General features: G+C 60.8%; 14 protein-coding genes and 1 pseudogene. 4 read left to right on the plus strand and 11 right to left on the minus strand.

The features are described 5' to 3' along the window. Positions 1 to 172: 172 nt before the first annotated feature. Complete coding sequence (locus AC0L3X_RS43500; protein WP_187387748.1) at positions 173 to 595, plus strand: recombinase family protein; 423 nt, start codon at positions 173 to 175, stop codon at positions 593 to 595. Positions 596 to 741: 146 nt separating this feature from the next. Here AC0L3X_RS43500 and AC0L3X_RS43505 read toward each other — a convergent pair whose 3' ends face one another. The 4 genes and pseudogenes from AC0L3X_RS43505 to AC0L3X_RS43520 form a co-directional block, all read right to left on the minus strand. After that, positions 742 to 984 (minus strand): hypothetical protein, encoded by a 243-nt coding sequence (locus tag AC0L3X_RS43505; RefSeq protein ID WP_187387749.1) that lies wholly within the window; start codon positions 982 to 984, stop codon positions 742 to 744. A gap of 548 nt (positions 985 to 1,532) precedes the next feature. After that, a pseudogene (locus AC0L3X_RS43510) lies at positions 1,533 to 1,654 on the minus strand (SOS response-associated peptidase); the annotation flags it as partial. Positions 1,655 to 1,736: 82 nt separating this feature from the next. Further along, entirely contained in the window at positions 1,737 to 2,555 is an 819-nt protein-coding gene (locus tag AC0L3X_RS43515; RefSeq protein ID WP_473317462.1) for a BA14K family protein, read from the minus strand. Positions 2,556 to 2,806: 251 nt separating this feature from the next. Further along, positions 2,807 to 3,601 (minus strand): class I SAM-dependent methyltransferase, encoded by a 795-nt coding sequence (locus AC0L3X_RS43520; RefSeq protein WP_283018607.1) that lies wholly within the window; start codon positions 3,599 to 3,601, stop codon positions 2,807 to 2,809. A 1,184-nt stretch (positions 3,602 to 4,785) separates the two neighbouring features. On the opposite strand from AC0L3X_RS43520, the gene AC0L3X_RS43525 reads away from it, so the two are divergent. From AC0L3X_RS43525 to AC0L3X_RS43535, 3 genes are all read left to right on the plus strand, one after another. Then, complete coding sequence (locus AC0L3X_RS43525) at positions 4,786 to 5,799, plus strand: helix-turn-helix transcriptional regulator (protein ID WP_084795203.1); 1,014 nt, start codon at positions 4,786 to 4,788, stop codon at positions 5,797 to 5,799. Between the two features lie 170 nt (positions 5,800 to 5,969). Continuing rightward, positions 5,970 to 6,314 carry a hypothetical protein gene (locus AC0L3X_RS43530; RefSeq protein WP_014493348.1) on the plus strand — a complete coding sequence of 115 codons (345 nt, stop codon included), beginning with the start codon at positions 5,970 to 5,972 and terminating at the stop codon, positions 6,312 to 6,314. A gap of 792 nt (positions 6,315 to 7,106) precedes the next feature. Then, a complete protein-coding gene (locus AC0L3X_RS43535; RefSeq protein WP_187387751.1) occupies positions 7,107 to 7,370 on the plus strand; it encodes a hypothetical protein in 264 nt (87 codons plus the stop codon). 1,033 nt (positions 7,371 to 8,403) lie between these two features. Here AC0L3X_RS43535 and AC0L3X_RS43540 read toward each other — a convergent pair. The 7 genes from AC0L3X_RS43540 to AC0L3X_RS43570 form a co-directional block, all read right to left on the minus strand. Next, positions 8,404 to 9,369 (minus strand): magnesium and cobalt transport protein CorA, encoded by a 966-nt coding sequence (locus AC0L3X_RS43540; RefSeq protein ID WP_473317463.1) that lies wholly within the window; start codon positions 9,367 to 9,369, stop codon positions 8,404 to 8,406. Between the two features lie 102 nt (positions 9,370 to 9,471). Beyond that, positions 9,472 to 10,332, minus strand: a complete 861-nt coding sequence (locus AC0L3X_RS43545) for a DUF4118 domain-containing protein (RefSeq protein ID WP_063986491.1) — start codon at positions 10,330 to 10,332, stop codon at positions 9,472 to 9,474. An 811-nt stretch (positions 10,333 to 11,143) separates the two neighbouring features. After that, positions 11,144 to 11,398, minus strand: coding sequence for a hypothetical protein (locus AC0L3X_RS43550; RefSeq protein ID WP_063986492.1), 255 nt, complete (start codon positions 11,396 to 11,398; stop codon positions 11,144 to 11,146). Between the two features lie 26 nt (positions 11,399 to 11,424). Beyond that, positions 11,425 to 12,759: a TolC family outer membrane protein gene (locus AC0L3X_RS43555; protein ID WP_231145242.1), complete on the minus strand. Its 1,335-nt coding sequence runs from the start codon at positions 12,757 to 12,759 to the stop codon at positions 11,425 to 11,427. Positions 12,760 to 12,842: 83 nt separating this feature from the next. After that, positions 12,843 to 16,001 carry an efflux RND transporter permease subunit gene (locus AC0L3X_RS43560; protein WP_283018606.1) on the minus strand — a complete coding sequence of 1,053 codons (3,159 nt, stop codon included), beginning with the start codon at positions 15,999 to 16,001 and terminating at the stop codon, positions 12,843 to 12,845. A 20-nt stretch (positions 16,002 to 16,021) separates the two neighbouring features. After that, positions 16,022 to 17,251: an efflux RND transporter periplasmic adaptor subunit gene (locus tag AC0L3X_RS43565; RefSeq protein ID WP_063984151.1), complete on the minus strand. Its 1,230-nt coding sequence runs from the start codon at positions 17,249 to 17,251 to the stop codon at positions 16,022 to 16,024. 518 nt (positions 17,252 to 17,769) lie between these two features. Beyond that, positions 17,770 to 18,495 (minus strand): outer membrane protein, encoded by a 726-nt coding sequence (locus AC0L3X_RS43570; RefSeq protein ID WP_084795206.1) that lies wholly within the window; start codon positions 18,493 to 18,495, stop codon positions 17,770 to 17,772. Positions 18,496 to 18,645: the final 150 nt, after the last annotated feature.

The following is an 18,645-nucleotide window of genomic DNA, read 5'->3' on the forward strand; positions in this document are numbered from 1 at the left end:
TTCAATCGCTTGTTCCGAGCTCGCTTCGGCGATTCGCCGCGTGGCGTTCGTTGCGCCCGAAGGGATCCTAGCTGATCCACGTGCCCCTCGGCGAGTGCGAGTGATGGTCGCCCAATGACCGCCTTGGGTCATAAGCCGTCGATGACGACTACGGAGGTCGACTGCCGCTTCAATGCCGAACGCTGACATAGTGGTTGCCCAGCGCAGCGGTCTCGGCCGGGAAGCGCAACATTCTGCAATCAAGGTGTTCTGCGCACAGCACAGCTACAGCATCGCGGCGGAGCACCGCGAAGTCGATACTGGCAAGGGAGCCGATGCTTTGGAGCGTCTGCCTGAACTCGCGGCAGCCATGAAGCGAGCTCGTAAGGTCGATCGAGGTGGCAAGACAAGCGCAGCCCCGATCATCATCGCCAAGCTGGACCGGCTGAGCCGCGACGTTCACCTCATCAGCCGGCCTCATGGAGCATCCGGCCTCATGGTGCATCGCGTGTCATTTCTGGTGGCAGAGCTAGGCGCGGACGTCGATCCGTTTGCGCTAGCCGGTTCGGCGTGTACAGGCGCACTCTGGCCAGAAGGCTCGAGAAGCGGCCGGTGAAGTGATTGCGCAGCAATGATTGCGGGTGGGTTAGCCTAACGCCTTCCCACCCACGATTCATGCCTGGTGGATACCGAGCGGCGGATTACGCGTCCACTTTCGGTCTTCGAGTCCCGGCAGACAATCGCTAACCCGCTCTGCGATTTCTACTGCGTGGCCACGTTCCCGGTCGCATCGCGATCATTCTTCGGGTTGTAACCTGAGTCGTGAAGATTTTTGAGATACATGGCGTGATCGTTTGCGTTCATACCACCCGCCCAGCCCATGGGCGATGGCGATTCCGGAACAGCGGCATGAGTGTTCATCGCGTGGCGATGATGGTGCGTTGCCGAGGCGGCAGTAACGGAGAGAGTGAGAACAGCGAGAGCGACGAGCAGTTTTCTTGTCATAGTTAGCTCCTGTTGGGATTCCCCCCTGGAGTGCTACAACGCATAACATAGTCAGCTCACTTCAGGTAGCATCACCTTCCGTCGTCACCACAACGTGACTTTTTCGGAGCAAGCGTGATTGGCGCGGGCGCGCTCCTCAACTTGGGCAACACCAAATCTCTAGAGACGTCCCAGCGAACAGACCGAAGCGCGGCCTTGAGCTGCTGCCAGTTCGATCGACGGCTGGTTAAGCTAATGCCACCTTCCTCCTGAACTTGATAGGGCTGAAGCGGCGGTCTCGCGACGATGTACGAAAGCGTTCGCGGTACTTTGATCTCGGAGGACGCCGACAGGCAGCGAGTAAAAGCCGCGATTTCGGGTCCGAGGAAACTCGTGATTGGAGAGAGCACGCGGCCAACTTGGAAAGTGGGATGCTCAGAAGGGCAACGTTTTTCGAGATCACCAACTGGTACGATCATCTCATTCGCATAAGCATTCTTTTCCGCAACTTTTCCCTCCCCTCCCCCTCGGTCAAAGAACGCCTTGGCTCGCTTGTGCGCAACGCAAAACCTTGGCTCGTGCCACGGCGCGCGCATCCAGACATCGCGTTCTTCAACGGTGGTCAGGATCACCGGCATGGCCTTCGGTTGGATCGACAAGACGACACGTTCGGTGACGTCGTCAGGAAGCCGCAGCAGACGAGTGAGGGAGGCTGCATCTCGCTGCCATAGCGGCAGGTCAGCTAGACTTGTTGCCGAAACACCGCCCCGCACTTATGGGCAGGAACGCCGCCGTCCGTCATAGCCGATGTAAGTTCCGGATGCCGGATCGTAAGTCTGAAAGTGCTGGCAGCCGTAGCCCCCGCGCGGTTTGTGTTCAACGCGAGCTGGTTCGCCTGGTTTAATTGCCGATTTGCTGTTCTCCGTGGCCACGTCCGGTTGACCTGCGGTCTGGGCGGGGTTCACGAAGGCGGCGTAGCTGTTTGCCCAGGCAGGCAAGGAGACACCGGGCGTCTCTTCCACAACGGCAGGTTTCTGTTCCATGGAGCGCCGCGCGTCCGCCAGTTCGGTTGCAAGCGCTTCGGCCCTGTCGTGCTCCTGCTGCAGAGACTGCCACAGCACCGCCGTCGCGCTGTCGACCGCTTGGCTGAACTGGTGCGCCTCGCCGTTGGGCCTCGACAGCAGTTTCCCGACGTACCGCCATGCCTTCACAAGTTCTTTTTCGAGCGCCTCGGCCCTGGCGTGCTCTTGCTGCAGAGACTGCCGCAGTTCCGCTGTCGCGCTGTCGATCACCTGCTTGAGCTGCGCCGCCTCGTCGTCCTTCGACAATGGCGTCTGTTGCGCCATGACCGGCGGGACGATCGTGATGAGCTTAGACAACTCCTGCTGAGTGGCGTATCGCGCCACATAGGCGACGACGTCGGCGTTGAGACAGAACCCGATGAGTGCCGCCGCGACGAGGGTTCGGGCGATCCAGGAAATTGCAAATCCCCGCCGCGCGTGTGACGCCTCGAGGATGACGACGTTTGGTGCGGTCTTAATCGTATGGCGCATGTAAACCACCGCCGGGATATCAGGCCATTGCTTCTTCACTTCGCCGGAAGCCTAACCCCACCCGTTGTGCCCCTCAAGTTTGGTGTTACTCCTCGGTGATAGCTCCGGCTGCGCGGCGATGCGCCGCCCCGAGCGGGAGAGGCAAGCCGCTACCGATTGCGGTGGACAACGTGCCGGACACAACGGAGGCCCCCGCGTTGACGCGCTCGCGTCGAGGTCGATGATGGGACGCTTGGTCGACTGCGGATGCGTTGCGCAGGATGGCTGATGGGCACGCAGTGCCGGGTGCGTTATTTTCGAGTTCCAATCGTACAGAGATAGTCGCGCGGCAGGGCTAACCCGACCGGCGAGCGGTGCTTCTCATGCATCGCGATGAAGTCTCGTTGAAGTGCCGTGCGCCTTTCAGGGTCGAGCGATGCGGCCAGTGTTTTTGTCGGACCATAGCCAGTCACAAATATGTCCCATACCGTTTGGCCGCTCGGCATGCGGAGTACCGTGGTGCCAGGTTCAAAGGCCAGATCGAATGTATCGCCAAGCAATTCCCGAACGCGGCCTTCCCGGCCCCACGCAAATGGCGAAGGAGGAGGATTGTCAGACGGTGGCGGCATGTATGGCCGCATTGTCTGGAATATTTCTTCAACCGCACTGCCAGGCAGCCAAGTGACCAACCCCAGTCGCCCGCCCTTGCGCGTGACACGTGCCACCTCGGCAGCTGCAGCCTCGGGGCGCGAGACAAACATGACACCGAACGTCGAAGTCACACAGTCAAAGCTTTGATCCGGAAATTCCAGCGCTTCGGCATCGCCGACCTTGAAGTCGATCTCCGGTGCAATCAGTTTCGCCGCCTCGATAACGCCTTCACCAATATCGATACCAGTCACCTTTGCGCCTCGATTAGATAACCGCCGCGCAGTCCAGCCCGTGCCTGTCGCAACGTCAAGGATGCGCTCTCCCGGTTGCGGCCAGATTCGATTCACGACGTGATCAATGGCGTCTGCTATACTTTGGCTCACGGTATCGTAGGACGCGCCGCCGGAACCCCAAGTCGCGGCGGGTTTGAGGTTATGAGCAAGAATTTGCGCCATGAAATTTACTCCTCGATCTCGATGGAATAACCAGCTCAGTCGCTTGAGCCCGGCGTGATGAGAACATTGGCACGCAAGACGAACCTCAACCACAGTTTACAAATCGGTTGCGGCACAATGTCTCAGTTCAAGGTAGACCGCCTAGCGCGATGATATGAGCGCGCGTCCGAAACAGATGCATGTCCTCTGCAACTGCAACCACGGATTTTCTCGCGCCAGATATTCTCGATAGGTTCGGTCGCACGGTCCCCGCGCTTTTCGTCGCCCTCCATAGGACCCTCGACCATCCTGTCGTGTCCGTGCGATGCACGACGTGGAAGCTATAGCGTCCTGCGAGGACATCAGTTTTGACGCATCCGCTAAATTGGGTCTGGATCGCTGCTTCATAGTTGGTGACTGCTGCGCTATAAAGGGACGATCCGCTACGTGCGGCGAACTCCCATTCACATACCCATTTGCATGCGAAATTGATTATAGCTGCGCACGCGCGCGTCATTGGTTGTGAGGGGTTCAAATCATGACGAAGCACTTTTCGAGGCGCATCATGACTGATGTGCTCGTAGTCCTAGTATCTGTAGTGATGATCACGATTGCAGTGACATTTTTGGGCGATCCCATTCGGGCCCGCATCGCTGCTTCTATCCCAACCCCATTCGATCTTGCGATGGTCAAGACACTCGCAACCGCTGAACCGAGCAAACTGAGCCTTCCGCGCGCGCAACCGAGTTGCCGGCTTCGTTCCGCTCCTCTGCAATGGAACGTAGACTGGCTTTTCCGGCCGCCCGCAGCTCGCGGATGATGTGGGCTTGCTAAAGAAGCAAGCCGTCTCGGTTGGCGGCCTTTAGGCACGGCGTTTTCTTCACCTTTTGAGGAGGGACGCCAGTCGTATCGGCTATGGATCACACATGCGCATTCTGAAAGTTGCACACGCAAATTCTTCGTGCCCTTGCGGCATTTCGCGCATCATAGCAACCTCGATGCGAACCGTGTCAGCATCGAAAGCCTGACGGGAAATTCCTCATCATTTTCTTGAGGTCCCTACCTCCATTTGTAATCCACCTCACACCTGCAGCGAAGCTGCGGTCCGATATTGTCTCAGTCTTGGCGTCATTCGAGGAATTTACAGATTTCGTTCGGGCGCTCAGTCGTTCTTGCGTGGTTGGGCACCGAAACGGGAGGCCGGCATGCCAACGTCATCTCCCCTTGTGCGATGGTCGACTGAGATGCTGCCGGAGCGAACAAGGTTCTCCACGTTCCGTGAAGAGTTTACGCGGCTGAACCTCGCCTTGGACGTGATAGATCACAGCGGCGGCCGCCCGCGTATCAATGTCACCTACTTGCCGCTCGGCCCGGTTGGCGTTTGTAGCATTGTCACCACGCCGGTGGAGTTTATCCGTCACAAACGCCACCTCAAGGATAGCCGTGACCAATTCGGACTTAACATCGTCGAAGCTGGCCCGGTCCAATTTGCAAATGCTGGCCAGGAACATGTCTATGATGCCGGCGCCGCTTGTTTGGTTGACCGGGGAAGGCTGCTGCGAGTATTTGGGTCGCGTGGCGCCAGCGTCAAATTCGTGACCGTGCCGGCTGCCGCCCTTAGGTCGCTGGTTGCACAGCCGGAAGATCTATCAGGTCGGCCGGTGCGTCCTGGACCGGCGCTTCGCCTGCTCCACCTCTACCTGCAATCGCTCGCATCCTTCAAAGAACCTCCGTCATCAAAACTCGCCTCCACCGTCGGCACACATCTCCTCGATCTTGTGGCCGCGACGCTCGGGCCGACCGTCGAAGCTGCAAACCTCGTTACGGAGCGTGGTGTGAAGGCAGCCAAGCTGCAGGCGATCCTGGCGGAGGTCGCGCAACGCTTCGGCGATCCCAATGTCGATCTGAACAATGTTGCTGGAGCGCTCGGTATGTCGCGGCGATACGTGCAAAAGTTGCTCGAAGAGACCGGAAAGTCGTTCACCGAGCACCTTGCAGCGTGTCGGCTTGAGCGTGCCTTCGCGATGTTGACTGACCCGCACCATCTGCATTTGGCCATCATCGATATCGCGTTTGCAGTCGGCTTTGGTGATGTTTCTCATTTCAATCGCTCGTTCCGTCGACACTTCGGCGAGACGCCATCAGGCGTGCGCGCCGCATCGATGGTGCGGCAGAAGTCATCCTGCGCCCCCTCACAATGCGCGGGCGACGGCCGTTGAAAACGCGGACAGTTCGACCTCGCAGGACGGCAGGCAGCGCGCACCGGGGCTACAGGGCTGAAAGAGTTCCTTCACCTTGATCTATGGAACACGCGAACTGGCCATAACCGGGACCGCTTCGCGTTGAAGAATGAGACCGTCGCTGCTGGGGGCCAAACGGAGACAATCCGATGAACACTCGGACACTTGCTGCAGCGCTCGTGGGAGCAACTCTGTTCGGCCTTACCGCCGCGCAGGCCGCGCCGAAGCCCAAGGCGAAACAGGCGGGCGCGGTCACCGTCACCGTGACGAACTCGCGCAAAGCGGATCTAGTCCAGCTGGAGGCGGCCAAGTCCGGGTCGCCAGACTGGAAGGAAGTACTGGGCCCGCTGAAATCCGGCAAGCAAGCGTCGGCTAAACTGCCACAGGCCAGCGATTGCCGCTTCGATCTGCGCGGGACGTTCGACGACGGCCAGTCGACGGATGCCTCCGGCATCAACGTCTGCGCCGATAAGACGCTCAACCTGACCGATTGACACAGGCTCTTTTATCGCGCTCCGCATCAGCACGACGCGGCAGACGGCAGGCGCAAGGCCACACGAAGGCCGCACAGCGCAGGGGACGAGGCCGGCCCGCGCCAGCGCCATGTGAAACTAGGGCCTATTAGGGCCCGGCAGGTTCGGGCGGGCCCTTCGTCGATCCGGAAACAGTCGGAATATGCCTACGTTTTCCATTACTTACGCCGTTTTCAACAGACTGAAGAAATAGCTGGCGGAAAGGACCACACGGTTTTGCCGTACGCGCGGCTCGCCATGTTCGCTGCAGATTTTCCAGCCCTGTCGACGGAGCCCGAAAACTACTGGCGAGACGGGCCTGTCAGCGCCGTTCGTCCGCACGAAGCCTCGGGCTCACGCAGAGCAATCCGGCCCGCCCTTTGCCATTCGCACCCGACGCTGCCGCGTCCACCGCAAGCCCGGCTCGCGACACTGACGACCACATGATCATCCCTCAAGGATGAACCTGGATGGGCGACACGAGGCGACGGATCAGCATGGTTCGGCAGTAGTTTCGACAGCATATCAGAAGGAAGGAGAACGAACTCGTATATGTCCTCTTTGAAGGCAATCTAAGCGAAGAGCGAAAAGCACAACTGTCATCCCTGTTTGGGACGCGGTCGAAAGATCTGCGGATCATCGCGGAGCAAGAAGCGAACTTGGAATTTGTAGTTGCGAACAATTCAATCGGGATCGTCCGTGAGCATATCAAGAAGTCGCTCCCGCAAGGCGCGGAGAGGCTCTATCGGTGGCTCGCGACGTTGGCAAGCAGCGATGACCGATGGCAGTCGACCGCAGATGTTCTCTCAAGCGGCGGCCTATTCGAGCTATTGGGTTCGGATGCGGACTTCATTCGAGGCCTCCGCATTTCTCGGGGGCGCCACGTCGGTGAACAGCGACAAGGCCGAACTGATTGAGATCGCGAAGAAGCGTGGCATTGACCTCATCGAGCTGCTGGAAAAGGCGAAGGCCATTCAGGCCGCGAACGGCTTTCCAACGATCCTAGACGCTGATGGAGCGATCGGCGTTATTGTTTGACGAGCCCGACAGTGTGCTCGCGGCGCGACGGACCTCGACGGGGCTCTGCCGGCGAACGGTGTTTGTCTTTTCCGGAAATTCTGTAGCCGGCGGAGCATATTTTGCCGAGAATGCCTCGTTCGTTTCCGCCGCCGCTGCGGCGCTTCGGGCGTGCCGCCGCGATGCGTGTGAAGAACCGGCTGCAACAACGGCTCCAAGCGTGCGGCGATATCTTTAGCGAGCCCAGGAGACTAGCGCTACCAGCGCTTCTCGGCAGCGACAGGCAATTGCCGTCGTTGAGCGCAGCCACGACGAAGCTCGAAACGCGCTCAATGGGGGCACGTTGCTTTGGTGGCCTGAGCGCGGCTGACGGCCGCGTGTCGGTCGATCCAGAGACTTTTCTCAGACCAGAGATCGTCCCCTCCTTCGGCAACGACCGAATAATTCCCCAGCGTCTGCCTCATCCATTCGGCCTGACCTGCTTACAATCTCACATTGGCCGTGATGAGATTTTTCTTGATCTCCCGGTGCACACGTCATGCACACGCGTCCCTCTAACTAATTGAAACTCTTAAACTCTCGGTCCAATCCATCATGGGTGCCACGGAAAATTTCCAACGCAAGTCATTCATTTTATTGAACTATTTTATCTAAGATCGACCCCGTATGTGACTGGATCGACTGAGAAATTTGGCACGACGAGGCTTTCGCAGATTGCTCCTTCTAGGCTCATCTATGTCCGAATTGGAAGCGAAAATCTGGCCTTCGGATTCTCACCACGCACACGAGAACCCCATGTACACGTCACTCGCGCAGCGCTCGCCCTTTACGCGGGTCACATTGAAGGCGAATTCGCGCAAACCGGATCGACATTTGGCCGGAACGTTTTGCGGGAGATCACAAGTGGGAAGAGGTGGTACGCAGCACTCACGGCGGTCTTGTGTTGGTGGCAGATGTCTACGAGTCGCGAGCTCTCCGAATTTCCACAACTGAGCTTTGCCGCGGTGCGATCTATGAAATGGCCCAACTCGGCAAATGCGACGAGCCACTAGCGTCAGAGCCATCGAGCGCGCTTGAAACGCAGGTAAAGCACACCGCACAATACGACGATAATGCCAACGACGACAAAATAGCCGTATTGCGTCTTCAGCTCGGGCATGTTTTCGAAGTTCATGCCGTAGATTCCGGCAATCGCGGTCGGTACGGCCAGTATGGCGGCCCAGGCGGCCAACTGCCGCGTGATCACGCCCTGATGCTGCTGCTCCAACAGATTGCTCACCTCAAAAACCGAAGTCAGAACATCTCGCAGGGAGTTCACCATCGCTTCGACGCGCCGCACATGGTCCAGGACGTCTTGAAAATAAGGCCGAGCGTTGGCGTCAAGACACGGCGTCTCGAGGTGAACGAGCCGGCCGCAGACCTCCGTCATCGGGCCGATAATTCGCTGGAAGCGGATCAGTTCTTGGCGAAGCCCGAAGAGCCGTTTGACGTCCGCGCGGCTAAGAAAGCTGTCGAGCGCGCTTTGCTCCATGTTGAGAACGCGTTCCTCGATCGTCTCGACCACCGGAAGATAGCCGTCGACGATAAAGTCGAGGATGGCATGGAGAACGTAGTCGGGGCCATAGCCCAGCAGGCTGGGGGCTGCTTCGAGCTGGGCGCGGAGATTGCTATGCGCGCGCGCCGAGCCATGCCGAACCGTGATGATGAAATTCTTCCCGACAAAAATTGCGGTTTCACCATAGGCGATGCGGTCGTGCTCGAGATGGGCTGTGCGCGTCATCACAAACAGCTGGTCGCCATAAACGTCGACCTTCGGCAATTGGTTCGCTTTCAGCGCATCTTCAATCGCAAGAGGATGAAGTCCGTAGTTCTTCTCGAGTTGTTCAAGCTCCAGCTCTGGGGGCTCGAACAATCCGATCCAGACAAATTCGGATTTTCCCTTGCAATCGATAGGCTCGTCCAATGAGACGGCTTTTGCCTTCTTGCCATGACGATACAAATGGGCTGCTACGACGCTCACAACGAGCTTCCTCCAAACCTGTCGAGCGGTGTGCACCACCCCGTCACCTTAAATCGCCTGCCTTCATTTTGTTGCAGGCTTGGAGCGCGGGATGGTTCGGATTCAATCTGACGGTCGGGCATCGCGTTTGACCCGCGCATGTTGACGGTCAAGCACCAAGGCTAAGATGCGCACGACGACGTCGATCTGCGCATCCGGTGACGAAGGGCGTTCATCAGGGTCGAATGCGATTCCAACCACGGCATTCCGGCCTTCGTCCGTCTCCACGGGCCAGAAATCAAAGCGGGAGGCCAGATTGGGGTAGATGCCACTGCGTATGACAGTTCCAGTCGCCAGGGACGATCGTGCCGCCTCCAACTCGGCCTCCTGCGGCTCCACGTCTCCGACTTGCTCGAGGGAAACCACCCTGCCCTCCCTAACGAGCATCACGATGACGGGAACCTGGAAAAGCGTTGCCAGTGCCCGGGCCGTAACCGAGACGATCGTCTTCGTATTGTCGGCCGCGACGACATCACGGCAATAGCCTTGCAGCAAGGTCGCGCGCCTTCTCGACAGCTTCGCTTCGGTCGCCCTCTGCCGGGAGGTGAAGGCAACTGCACTCACAATGACCCCGACCACGAACAGCAGCCCAATCGCCCAGATGTTCGCGGGGTCATCGACCGCTAATGAGTAGCGTGGCTCGGTCAGGAAGAAATTGAATGCCAGAGCACCTGATATCGCCGAACAGAGTGACGGACCGAGGCCGAGACTCACACCTGCGATGATCACCGGAAGTACGAAGATAAGCGACAGGTTGGGGATAGTGACGCTGCTGTCAATACCGACAGCGATGACCGTTGCGGCGGCGGTCATGGCGATTGAAACAAGGTAGCGCGCCAGTTCCGATGCTACCGGACCCAGAAGGGGCTCGGCATCAGGCGCCGGCTTGATGTCCTGCGGCAGCTTCGATTCAACATCCGTCACCACTTGAACTCCCGCCTGGCAGGCGACACACGTCGGCCGAAAAGCAAGCCCGTCAGAGTGCGCTCGCAGCGCTGATAGCTAACCGAGCATACAACAACTCCATCCACATGTGAGCCGCATGAAAGGCAAATTCAACGTCGCGCGAAGCGCGCTGCCACCCGGAGTTTCAGGTATTTGATCTTCCGGCTGGCTGAGGCAGCGCCGCGGGTCAGCCATGAGCGCGCGATCATTCCTGTCGAGGACGCGAAGATGTGATCGACCGCGTGGGGGGAGAGACAGACTCGGCCAGATATTTCGCACGCCATTTCGGCCCTGGGCCGCGCATGTAATGATTTTCCGGCCGGTATCTGGCGGACGGTCCGTACCAGGCCGGAAACAGAAACGTCATCAGCACCTCAAGGGCGCGATAAGTGAGGAGCATCAGCCTAGCGAACGATTCCCTTGCCATATTGCCCCCGAAGATTCGCCAGACGCCGCCGATACCCGCGTTCGCACTCTTGGTTCGCACTCTTGGGAGTGAGAACGCGGTCAATCCGGAATGAATTGGTTCGATCCTCGAGAGCAGACCGGCTGCGATGGTGATCGGCACCTCGCCATCCTGGCCTCCACGAACGGATATCGCATGGAAGCATGATGTGGGTGATCGGATAGGAAATCGAGATAGCCCGGCGTCCGCTCATATAGGCGCCGCATAGTGGGCACGACTGCCCGAGAACCGAAGTTCATCAGTCGCCGTCGCGAGCAACGGCAGACGTTTAGCGGCCATGACGGTCGTCGCAATGCTGGCGAGTGCTCGTCGGCCGGCGGTGCGCTAGTTCTTCTTCTTGGACGCCTTTGTATCCGTGGCGCGAGCGCCACCCCAGGGATCATACTTCTCGTCAGGCACCGGAATCCTGTCCAGCGCGGCCTTGTAAGCCTTCTCGTCGACCTTTGGCCGGCTTTCGACGGGCGGACCTGAGTTGCCGCGGCCTCGGCCAAAACCCTGTGCGCTGGCCATGAAAGTGGAGGCCAACACGGCCGCGACGGCAAAAACGAGAGCCGGGAGTGCGCGCCTTCCGCCGACCATGCTCATTCCTCCTGCGGCGCCAACGCCTATTGTCCGGATGGTGTGCGGACGCCGTGCCAAGCGTCGCGCACCTGGTGATAGTGGGCCTCCGGCAGATAATCCGGCGTATCGAGATTGAGCGTGCGGACATCCAGCCGGCCGACGGCGCTGAGCAGCGTGTAGGATGCGATCACCCGGTCGCGCTGTGCCTGGATCTGACGCGAACGGGCCGCGGTGAGGTCCTGCTGGGCGTTGAGCACGTCGATCGTGGTGCGCTGGCCACCGGCCGCCTCGCGGCGTACGCCCTGCAATGCGACGTCTGCCGCCTTCGCCTCCGACTCGGCCGCTGTCAGTGCGACCTTGGTGCCCTCATTGGACACCCACGCGCCGACAACCGCCGTCCGCGACTGGTTCCTGACCTGCTCAAGCACCAGACGGCTTTGCGAGGCGAGTTCCTTGGCCTGTCGTGTCTGCGAGGCCGCGGTGCCGCCGTCATAGATTGGCACGTTGATCTGGCCCAGGATCGAGGCCTGATTGGTGGCAAACGTGCTCAGCGTGGAATCCGAATCCTTGGAGCGGCTGGCGTTCGCCTGTACGGCAACCGTCGGGAGCAGACTGCCTTCTGCGATCTTGATCGTGGTCTGCGCGACATCCACATCGTATCCCGCACCGAGCACCGCAGGATGCTCGTGATTGGCGGTCTCGATCGATGCCGGCATCGTCACCGGCGATAACCGATCGACTGGCGTGGCCGGCGTCAACTGACCGGGCGGCCCGCCGATCACCTGGACGTAGGTCGCCTTGCTGATGGCAAGCGTCACCTCAGCGGCATTGAGATCGGCAAGGCCCCGACTGAGGCGCGCCTCGGCCTGGGCCGTATCGGTCGGCGTCACATCACCCGCATCGAGGCGCTTCTTCGTCGTCGCCTGGATCTCGCGCAGCACGGCGACGTTGGTGCGCTGCGCCTCGACCAGCGCCTGATTGGCCAATACGTTCATATAGGCCGTGACGGCGTCGAGCAGCACGCCCTGCCCGGTGTTGCGCAGCGCCTCGCGCCCCGACAGAACCTGATACTCGGCGACGCGCACGCTGTTGGCGGTCTTGAAGCCGTTGAACAGAACCTGGCTGACGGTCACGCCAATCGTCCACGGACGCAGTGTCGCGCCCTGGATCGTATTGTCGGGCAGCGTATTCCTGACCGCCTGCAAACCCGCGCTGAGGCTCGCGACCACCTGCGGCCGGTAGCCGGCGAGCGCCTGCGGCACGTTCTCGTCCGTGCCGCGCTGCCGGGCACGATCGGCGTTGAGCTGCGGGCTCGACTGATAGGCCCTGACCAACGCCTCGGACAGCGTTTCCGCGCGCGACGGCTCGCAAACCATCATCGCCGCCCCGGCAAGGAAAAGTACCAGTGTCCGGCCGGACGCTCGCACAGCCCCCCTGACGATCTTGTTACGCACGCCCCACCTCATTCTGCCGACGCCAACCGAGGCTGCGCCGCCAGGCCCGGCCGGGTCCGCCGCGAGAACATCGAGATCAGCGCTGGCAGCGTGACCAGAATGACGATCGGCGCCAGCATCATTCCCGCGACGACCACGACCGCGAGCGGCTTCTGCACCTGCGAGCCGATGCCGCTGGAGAGCGCCGCGGGCAGGAGCCCAATGCCCGCGACCACGCAGGTCATCAGCACCGGACGAAGCTGAAGCTCGCCGGTGCGCAGGATGGCGGCACCGCGTTCCATACCCTCGTCGATCAGCGCGTTGTACTGGGACAGGATGATGATTCCGTCCATCACCGAGATGCCGAACAGTGCAATGAAGCCGATTGCCGCCGAGACGCTGAAGGGAATGCCGGTCACGAGCAGGCCCAGGATGCCGCCGAGCACGGCCATCGGGATCACACTCATGGTCAGGACGGTGTCGATGATCGAGCCGAAATTGAACCAGATCAGCATGGCGATCAGCGCGAGGCTGATCGGCACCACGATCGACAGCCGTCGGATCGCATCCTGTAAATTGCCGAATTCGCCGACCCATTCGAGATGCGAGCCCGCCGGCAATTGCACGTTGGCCGCAACCTTCTCCTGCGCCTCCTGGATGGCGCTGCCGAGATCGCGCTCGCGCACCGAGAATTTGATCGGCAGATAGCGTTCCTGCTGCTCACGATAGATATAGGCGGCGCCGGACAGGACCTTGACTGTCGCGACTTCGCTGAGCGGCACCTGCGTGACGCCGTTCGGCCCCTGCGCCCCAATTCGCAAATTCTGGATTGCCTCGGCGCTCTTTCGGAACTGTGGCGCAAGGCGGACGATGATCGGGAAATGCCGGTCAGAGCCCGGCTCGTAGAGGTCCCCGGCGCTGTCGCCACCGATCGCGGTCTTGATCGTCGCATTGATATCGCCCGGCGACAGCCCGTACCGCGCGGCGCGGGCACGGTCGACATCGATCTGGATGGTCGGTTGGCCGAGCGAGGTGAAGACCGCAAGGTCGGTGATCCCCTGAACGGTCGCGAGCTGCGCCTTGATCTTGTTTGCGGTGTCCGTCAACGCCTGGAGGTCACTGCCATAAAGCTTGATCGAGTTTTCGCCCTTCACGCCCGACACGGCCTCCGAGACGTTGTCCTGGAGATACTGCGAGAAGTTGAACTCGACGCCCGGAAACTTTTCCTGAAGCTGCCCCAGCAGCGTGGCAGTCAGCCCGTCCTTGTCCTCGCCCTCAGGCCATTCCTTGGCGGGCTTGAGCGGCGCAAAGAATTCTGCGTTGAAGAAGCCGGCGGCGTCGGTACCGTCGTCCGGCCGGCCATGTTGCGATACCACCGACTCGACCTCTGGCCGGGCAGCGATCACCTTGCGCATCTGGTTGACGTAGGAGTTACCCTCCTGGAGCGAGATGGTCGGCGGCAAGGTTGCGCGGATCCAAAGATTACCCTCCTCCAGCTTGGGCAGAAACTCGAGCCCGAGCAATCGCACGGCGACGACCGTGATCAGGACCAGGACGGCGCCGCCCGCCAGCACGACGCGGCGATGCGCGAGAGATCGCGCCAGCACCGGCATATAGAGCCGATGCACCCAGCGCATCAGAAAAGTCTCGGTCTCCTCGACATGGGCCGGAAGGATGATGGCGCTCAGCGCCGGCGTAACCGTGAAGGTCGCAAGCAGGCCGCCTGCAAGGGCATAAGCATAGGTCCGTGCCATCGGACCAAAAATATTGCCTTCGACGCCGCTCAAGGTGAACAGCGGCAGAAAGGCCGCGATGATGATGGCTGCGGCAAAGAAGATCGAGCGCGACACGTCGGAGCCAGCCGTCAGGATGGCATGATGCTTCATGTCCATGACAGTGCGCGACGAGATCGTCGCCCGCTCACCCGGCGTCAGCCGCGCAGTATGCGACAGGCGCCGGAAGATCGCCTCCACCATGATCACGGTCGCATCCACGATCAGCCCGAAATCGATCGCCCCGACCGATAGCAGATTGGCGGATTCGCCTCGCAGCACGAGGATCGTGACCGCGAAAAACAATGCAAACGGAATCGTTGCACCGACGATCATCGCACTGCGCAGGTCCCCGAGGAAGATCCACTGCAACAGCACGATCAGGCCGATTCCGACCACCATGTTCTCCAGCACAGTGTGGGTCGTGGTCTGGATCAGGTCCTTGCGGTCATAGATGCGCTCGATGCGCACGCCAGGGGGCAGGATCGACGAATTGTTGATGCTGGCGACGAGCTCTTCGACGCGCGAAATGGTCGGCGAGCTCTGCTCTCCGCGGCGCATCAGGACGATGCCCTGGACGATGTCGTCGTCCTGATCCTGGCCGGCGATGCCGAGCCGCGGTTGCTCGCCGACGGTGACGGTTGCGACGTCGCGGACCAGCACCGGCGTGCCGCTATTGGAGGCCACCATCGTATTTTCGAGCGCGTGGATCGAACGGATCAGGCCGACACCGCGAACAACGGCGGATTGCGGGCCGATATTGACGGTGTTGCCGCCAACGTTGACGTTGGCGTTGTTGATGGCCTGTTGAAGTTGCGGGAGCGTCAAGCCGTTCGCCACGAGCTTGTTGAAATCAGCCTCAACCTCGTAGGTTTTGGTCTTGCCACCCCAGCCAGTTACATCGATCACGCCCGGGACGGTGCGGAAGCGCCGTTGCAGGACCCAATCCTGCAACGTCTTCAGATCGAGCACGGAGTAGTTGGGCGGCCCCACCAGCCGGTAGCGATAAATCTCGCCGATCGGACTCAGCGGCGAGATCTGCGGCTGCGCATTGTTCGGCAGCGGCGGCAATTGCGAGAGGCGGTTCAGAACCTGTTGGAGCGCCTGCTCGTAGGTGTAGTCGAAGGAGAACTGCAGCTTGACGTCGGACAAGCCGTACAACGAGATGGTCCGGATCACCTTCATGTTCTTGATGCCGGCGACCTGAGTCTCCAGCGGGATCGTGATGTAGCGCTCGATCTCCTCGGCCGACAGCCCCGGACTTTGCGTCACGATGTCGACCATCGGCGGCGTCGGATCGGGATACGCCTCGATGTTGAGCTGCTGAAACGCGATCAGGCCGCCGACCAGCATGGCGGCGAACAGGCCGACCATGAGGAAGCGGCGACTGACTGCGAAGGCGACGAGACGTTCCATGTGAACCGGCTTGCCTTACGTTAGCTGCCGGAAGCGGCACGGTCGATGAACAGGCTTCCGCGTGTGACGATCTTTTCGCCGGCCTTCAGGTTGCCGCGCGCCTCAACGAGGTCGCCATTGGTCAACCCGATCTGGATTTCGCGCAGCTCGACGGAACCGTCGTCGCGCGAAACCCAGACCCGGACACGATCGCCCTCGAAGATTAGAGCCTGCTTCGGCACGCCGACCGAGGGACGATTTTCGCCGGCATAGACGGTAACGTTGGCGAACATTTCCGGCTTGAGCGATCCGTCCCTGTTGTCGATGGTGGCGCGGACCATGAGACGCCGCGTCGACGGATCGATCGCGGCGGCGACGTAATCGACACGCGCCTTGAACTCGCGACCGGGAAGCGCCAGCACCGTAAAGGCGATATCCTGTCCGATGGCGATGTCCGCAGCCTCGCTCTCGCGCACGAAGGCCGTGAGCCAGACCGTCGAGAGGTCCCCGATCACGAACACCGGATCGCTGGCGCTGCTGCTGATGAACTGGCCGGGACCGATCTTGCGCTGCACGACCGTGCCGCCGATTGGCGAAGTGATCGGCGTCTCGGCGCTGATCTGGCGCGTCTCCTGGAATTTGGTGATCTGCTCCTCGGACCGCCCCAGGATACGCAGCCGATTATGCGCCGCCTCGAGCGCGGTCTCCGCCGAGCGCATATCATTCTGCGCTGCGATGAGATCGGCCTGCGCCTGCTGCCAGTCCTTGAGAGGCACCGCTTTGCCGGCGTAGAGATCGTTGGCGCGCTTCTCGACGATCTGCGCGAGGTTGAGCTTGGAGCGCGCAGTATTGAGGCTGCCGAGCGCCGTCACGAAATCGTTCAGGCCCTGCACGGTGTCGGTGGCTTCGACCACGAACAGCGGCTGCCCGCGCTCGACGACGTCGCTGGGCTTCACCAGAAGTTTCACGACACGGCCCGCATAGGGCGAGAAGATCGGCGTGGAGCTGTCTTCGTTGACGGCGATCTTGCCCTCGGTGACGTGCTCCGCACGAAACACCCGCTCCGTCACCGGCGCAATCGAGAGCGTGGCCAGCTCAGATGCGGTCGGAACGTAGCGCGGCGGCTTTACCTTGGCCTGGCTCGACATCTCCATGGATTTGCCATGCGACGCGAGCATCCGCGTCGCGCCGACGGACGCAATGGCAAGCGTGATCGCCGCAGCCGCAAGCGTAACGATTCTTTTCCGGCTAAGGCTCGAACCGGCGTTCATGATGCAAACGTGCGCATTGACTCATGCACTCCCGTGCCTCCTGCGAGGCCTTGGCTTACTCGCCCAAACGGGGCTCAATTCTGAACGCGGCCGCGCCACATCGGAGATCTCGACCCGCGGTAGTACCGCATCGGACCGTGATTGCCGGACATGCCGTCGGCGATCCGCCGTGATGCTCCCAGGCTGTCATGGCGTCGGCAGCGCGTAGCATGGTTCGCTTGCACAGAACTGACAGCACGTCCTGTCAACTTCACACTCGCGGCAACGGAGATCACGATCCGCACGGCGCGTCCGCTCACAGGGCACGCCGTGCCGATCGATCTCATTGGCTCGGCCACATCGGATATTTGGGCCCGCCGTAGTAGCGCATCTGGTGAGTACCCGGCGCATCTGTTGCAGTGGCGCCGAGATCGCTCACGCATCCGGCAAGGCAAGCGCCAAGCCCAACGAGAGCGATCATCGCCGCAACTTTCAGTCTTCGTCTCGAGGCGATCATGCAGTCCCCCTGCCTCCTGGCGTCAATACTTCGCGACCACCGCGTTGCCGCCGAACTTGAAGTCGAGCCCAACCATCACGGTCGAATAGGTGTTCGCCACCGTATACGGCAGCACACCGTTGGTCGGCGCATCGCGATGGAACGTGCCGTAGTCGAAATAGCGATACTCGAACTTTCCGATCAGATTGTTGGTGAACGCATAAGCGATGCCACCGCCGGCGGTCAGGCCGCTCCGTGTGGCCTTGAACGTGTCCACCCCGACACCGGGATTGGTGTTGGTGTGCGTCAGCTCGCCATAAGCCCAACCGCCCGTGAAGAACAGCAACAAGCGGTCGACCGCGATGCCGCCGCGCCCCCGCAGCGTGGCACCCCAGCCCAGCTTTGTCGCGTCGTTCCAGCCGAGCGCGAAATTGTCGTTGCCCTTGATGTCAGCGCCAAAGCCGTCTGCTTCGATACCGACGACGATGTTGCCGCTCTGCCAGTTGGCGCCGATCTCGCCGCCGCCGAAGCCGCCCGTCGATTCGTAGTTCGCCGTGAAGTTGGCGAAGCCAACCGGGCCGGTGGCGTTGTTCACGTTGTGATTGCCGAGCCCCCAGCCGCCGAAGACGCCGACGTAGAAGCCGGACCAGTCATAGGCCGGCGCGGCGACTGGCGGAGCCTTGCCGTAGATCGGCAGATCGGCGCCAAGCGCCGGCGACATCGCCGTCAATGCGCCCAATGCAACCGTTGTGAGAAGACTCTTTTTCATTGTTAGCCCCTGTCGAATGTCTCTTCCGAAGCGGGGGGGGGGGGGGGGGCCCCCCCCCCCCCCCCAAAAAAAATGTTTTTTTTTTTACCCCCACCCCAGAAAGGCGGGGTGGTTTTTTGGGGGGTTTCGGAAGTTTGGGGTAGGGTTTTA

Source organism: Bradyrhizobium sp. MI1.7 (assembly GCF_055811795.1).

Excerpts from the sequence above, each read along its gene's own strand:
- AC0L3X_RS43500 (WP_187387748.1), top strand. The coding sequence starts at position 173 with ATGCCGAACGCTGACATAGTGGTTGCCCAGCGCAGCGGTCTCGGCCGG.
- AC0L3X_RS43505 (WP_187387749.1), bottom strand. The coding sequence starts at position 984 with ATGACAAGAAAACTGCTCGTCGCTCTCGCTGTTCTCACTCTCTCCGTT.
- AC0L3X_RS43520 (WP_283018607.1), bottom strand. The coding sequence starts at position 3,601 with ATGGCGCAAATTCTTGCTCATAACCTCAAACCCGCCGCGACTTGGGGT.
- AC0L3X_RS43525 (WP_084795203.1), top strand. The coding sequence starts at position 4,786 with ATGCCAACGTCATCTCCCCTTGTGCGATGGTCGACTGAGATGCTGCCG.
- AC0L3X_RS43530 (WP_014493348.1), top strand. The coding sequence starts at position 5,970 with ATGAACACTCGGACACTTGCTGCAGCGCTCGTGGGAGCAACTCTGTTC.
- AC0L3X_RS43535 (WP_187387751.1), top strand. The coding sequence starts at position 7,107 with ATGACCGATGGCAGTCGACCGCAGATGTTCTCTCAAGCGGCGGCCTAT.
- AC0L3X_RS43550 (WP_063986492.1), bottom strand. The coding sequence starts at position 11,398 with ATGGTCGGCGGAAGGCGCGCACTCCCGGCTCTCGTTTTTGCCGTCGCG.
- AC0L3X_RS43555 (WP_231145242.1), bottom strand. The coding sequence starts at position 12,759 with ATGATGGTTTGCGAGCCGTCGCGCGCGGAAACGCTGTCCGAGGCGTTG.
- AC0L3X_RS43560 (WP_283018606.1), bottom strand. The coding sequence starts at position 16,001 with ATGGAACGTCTCGTCGCCTTCGCAGTCAGTCGCCGCTTCCTCATGGTC.
- AC0L3X_RS43565 (WP_063984151.1), bottom strand. The coding sequence starts at position 17,251 with ATGAACGCCGGTTCGAGCCTTAGCCGGAAAAGAATCGTTACGCTTGCG.
- AC0L3X_RS43570 (WP_084795206.1), bottom strand. The coding sequence starts at position 18,495 with ATGAAAAAGAGTCTTCTCACAACGGTTGCATTGGGCGCATTGACGGCG.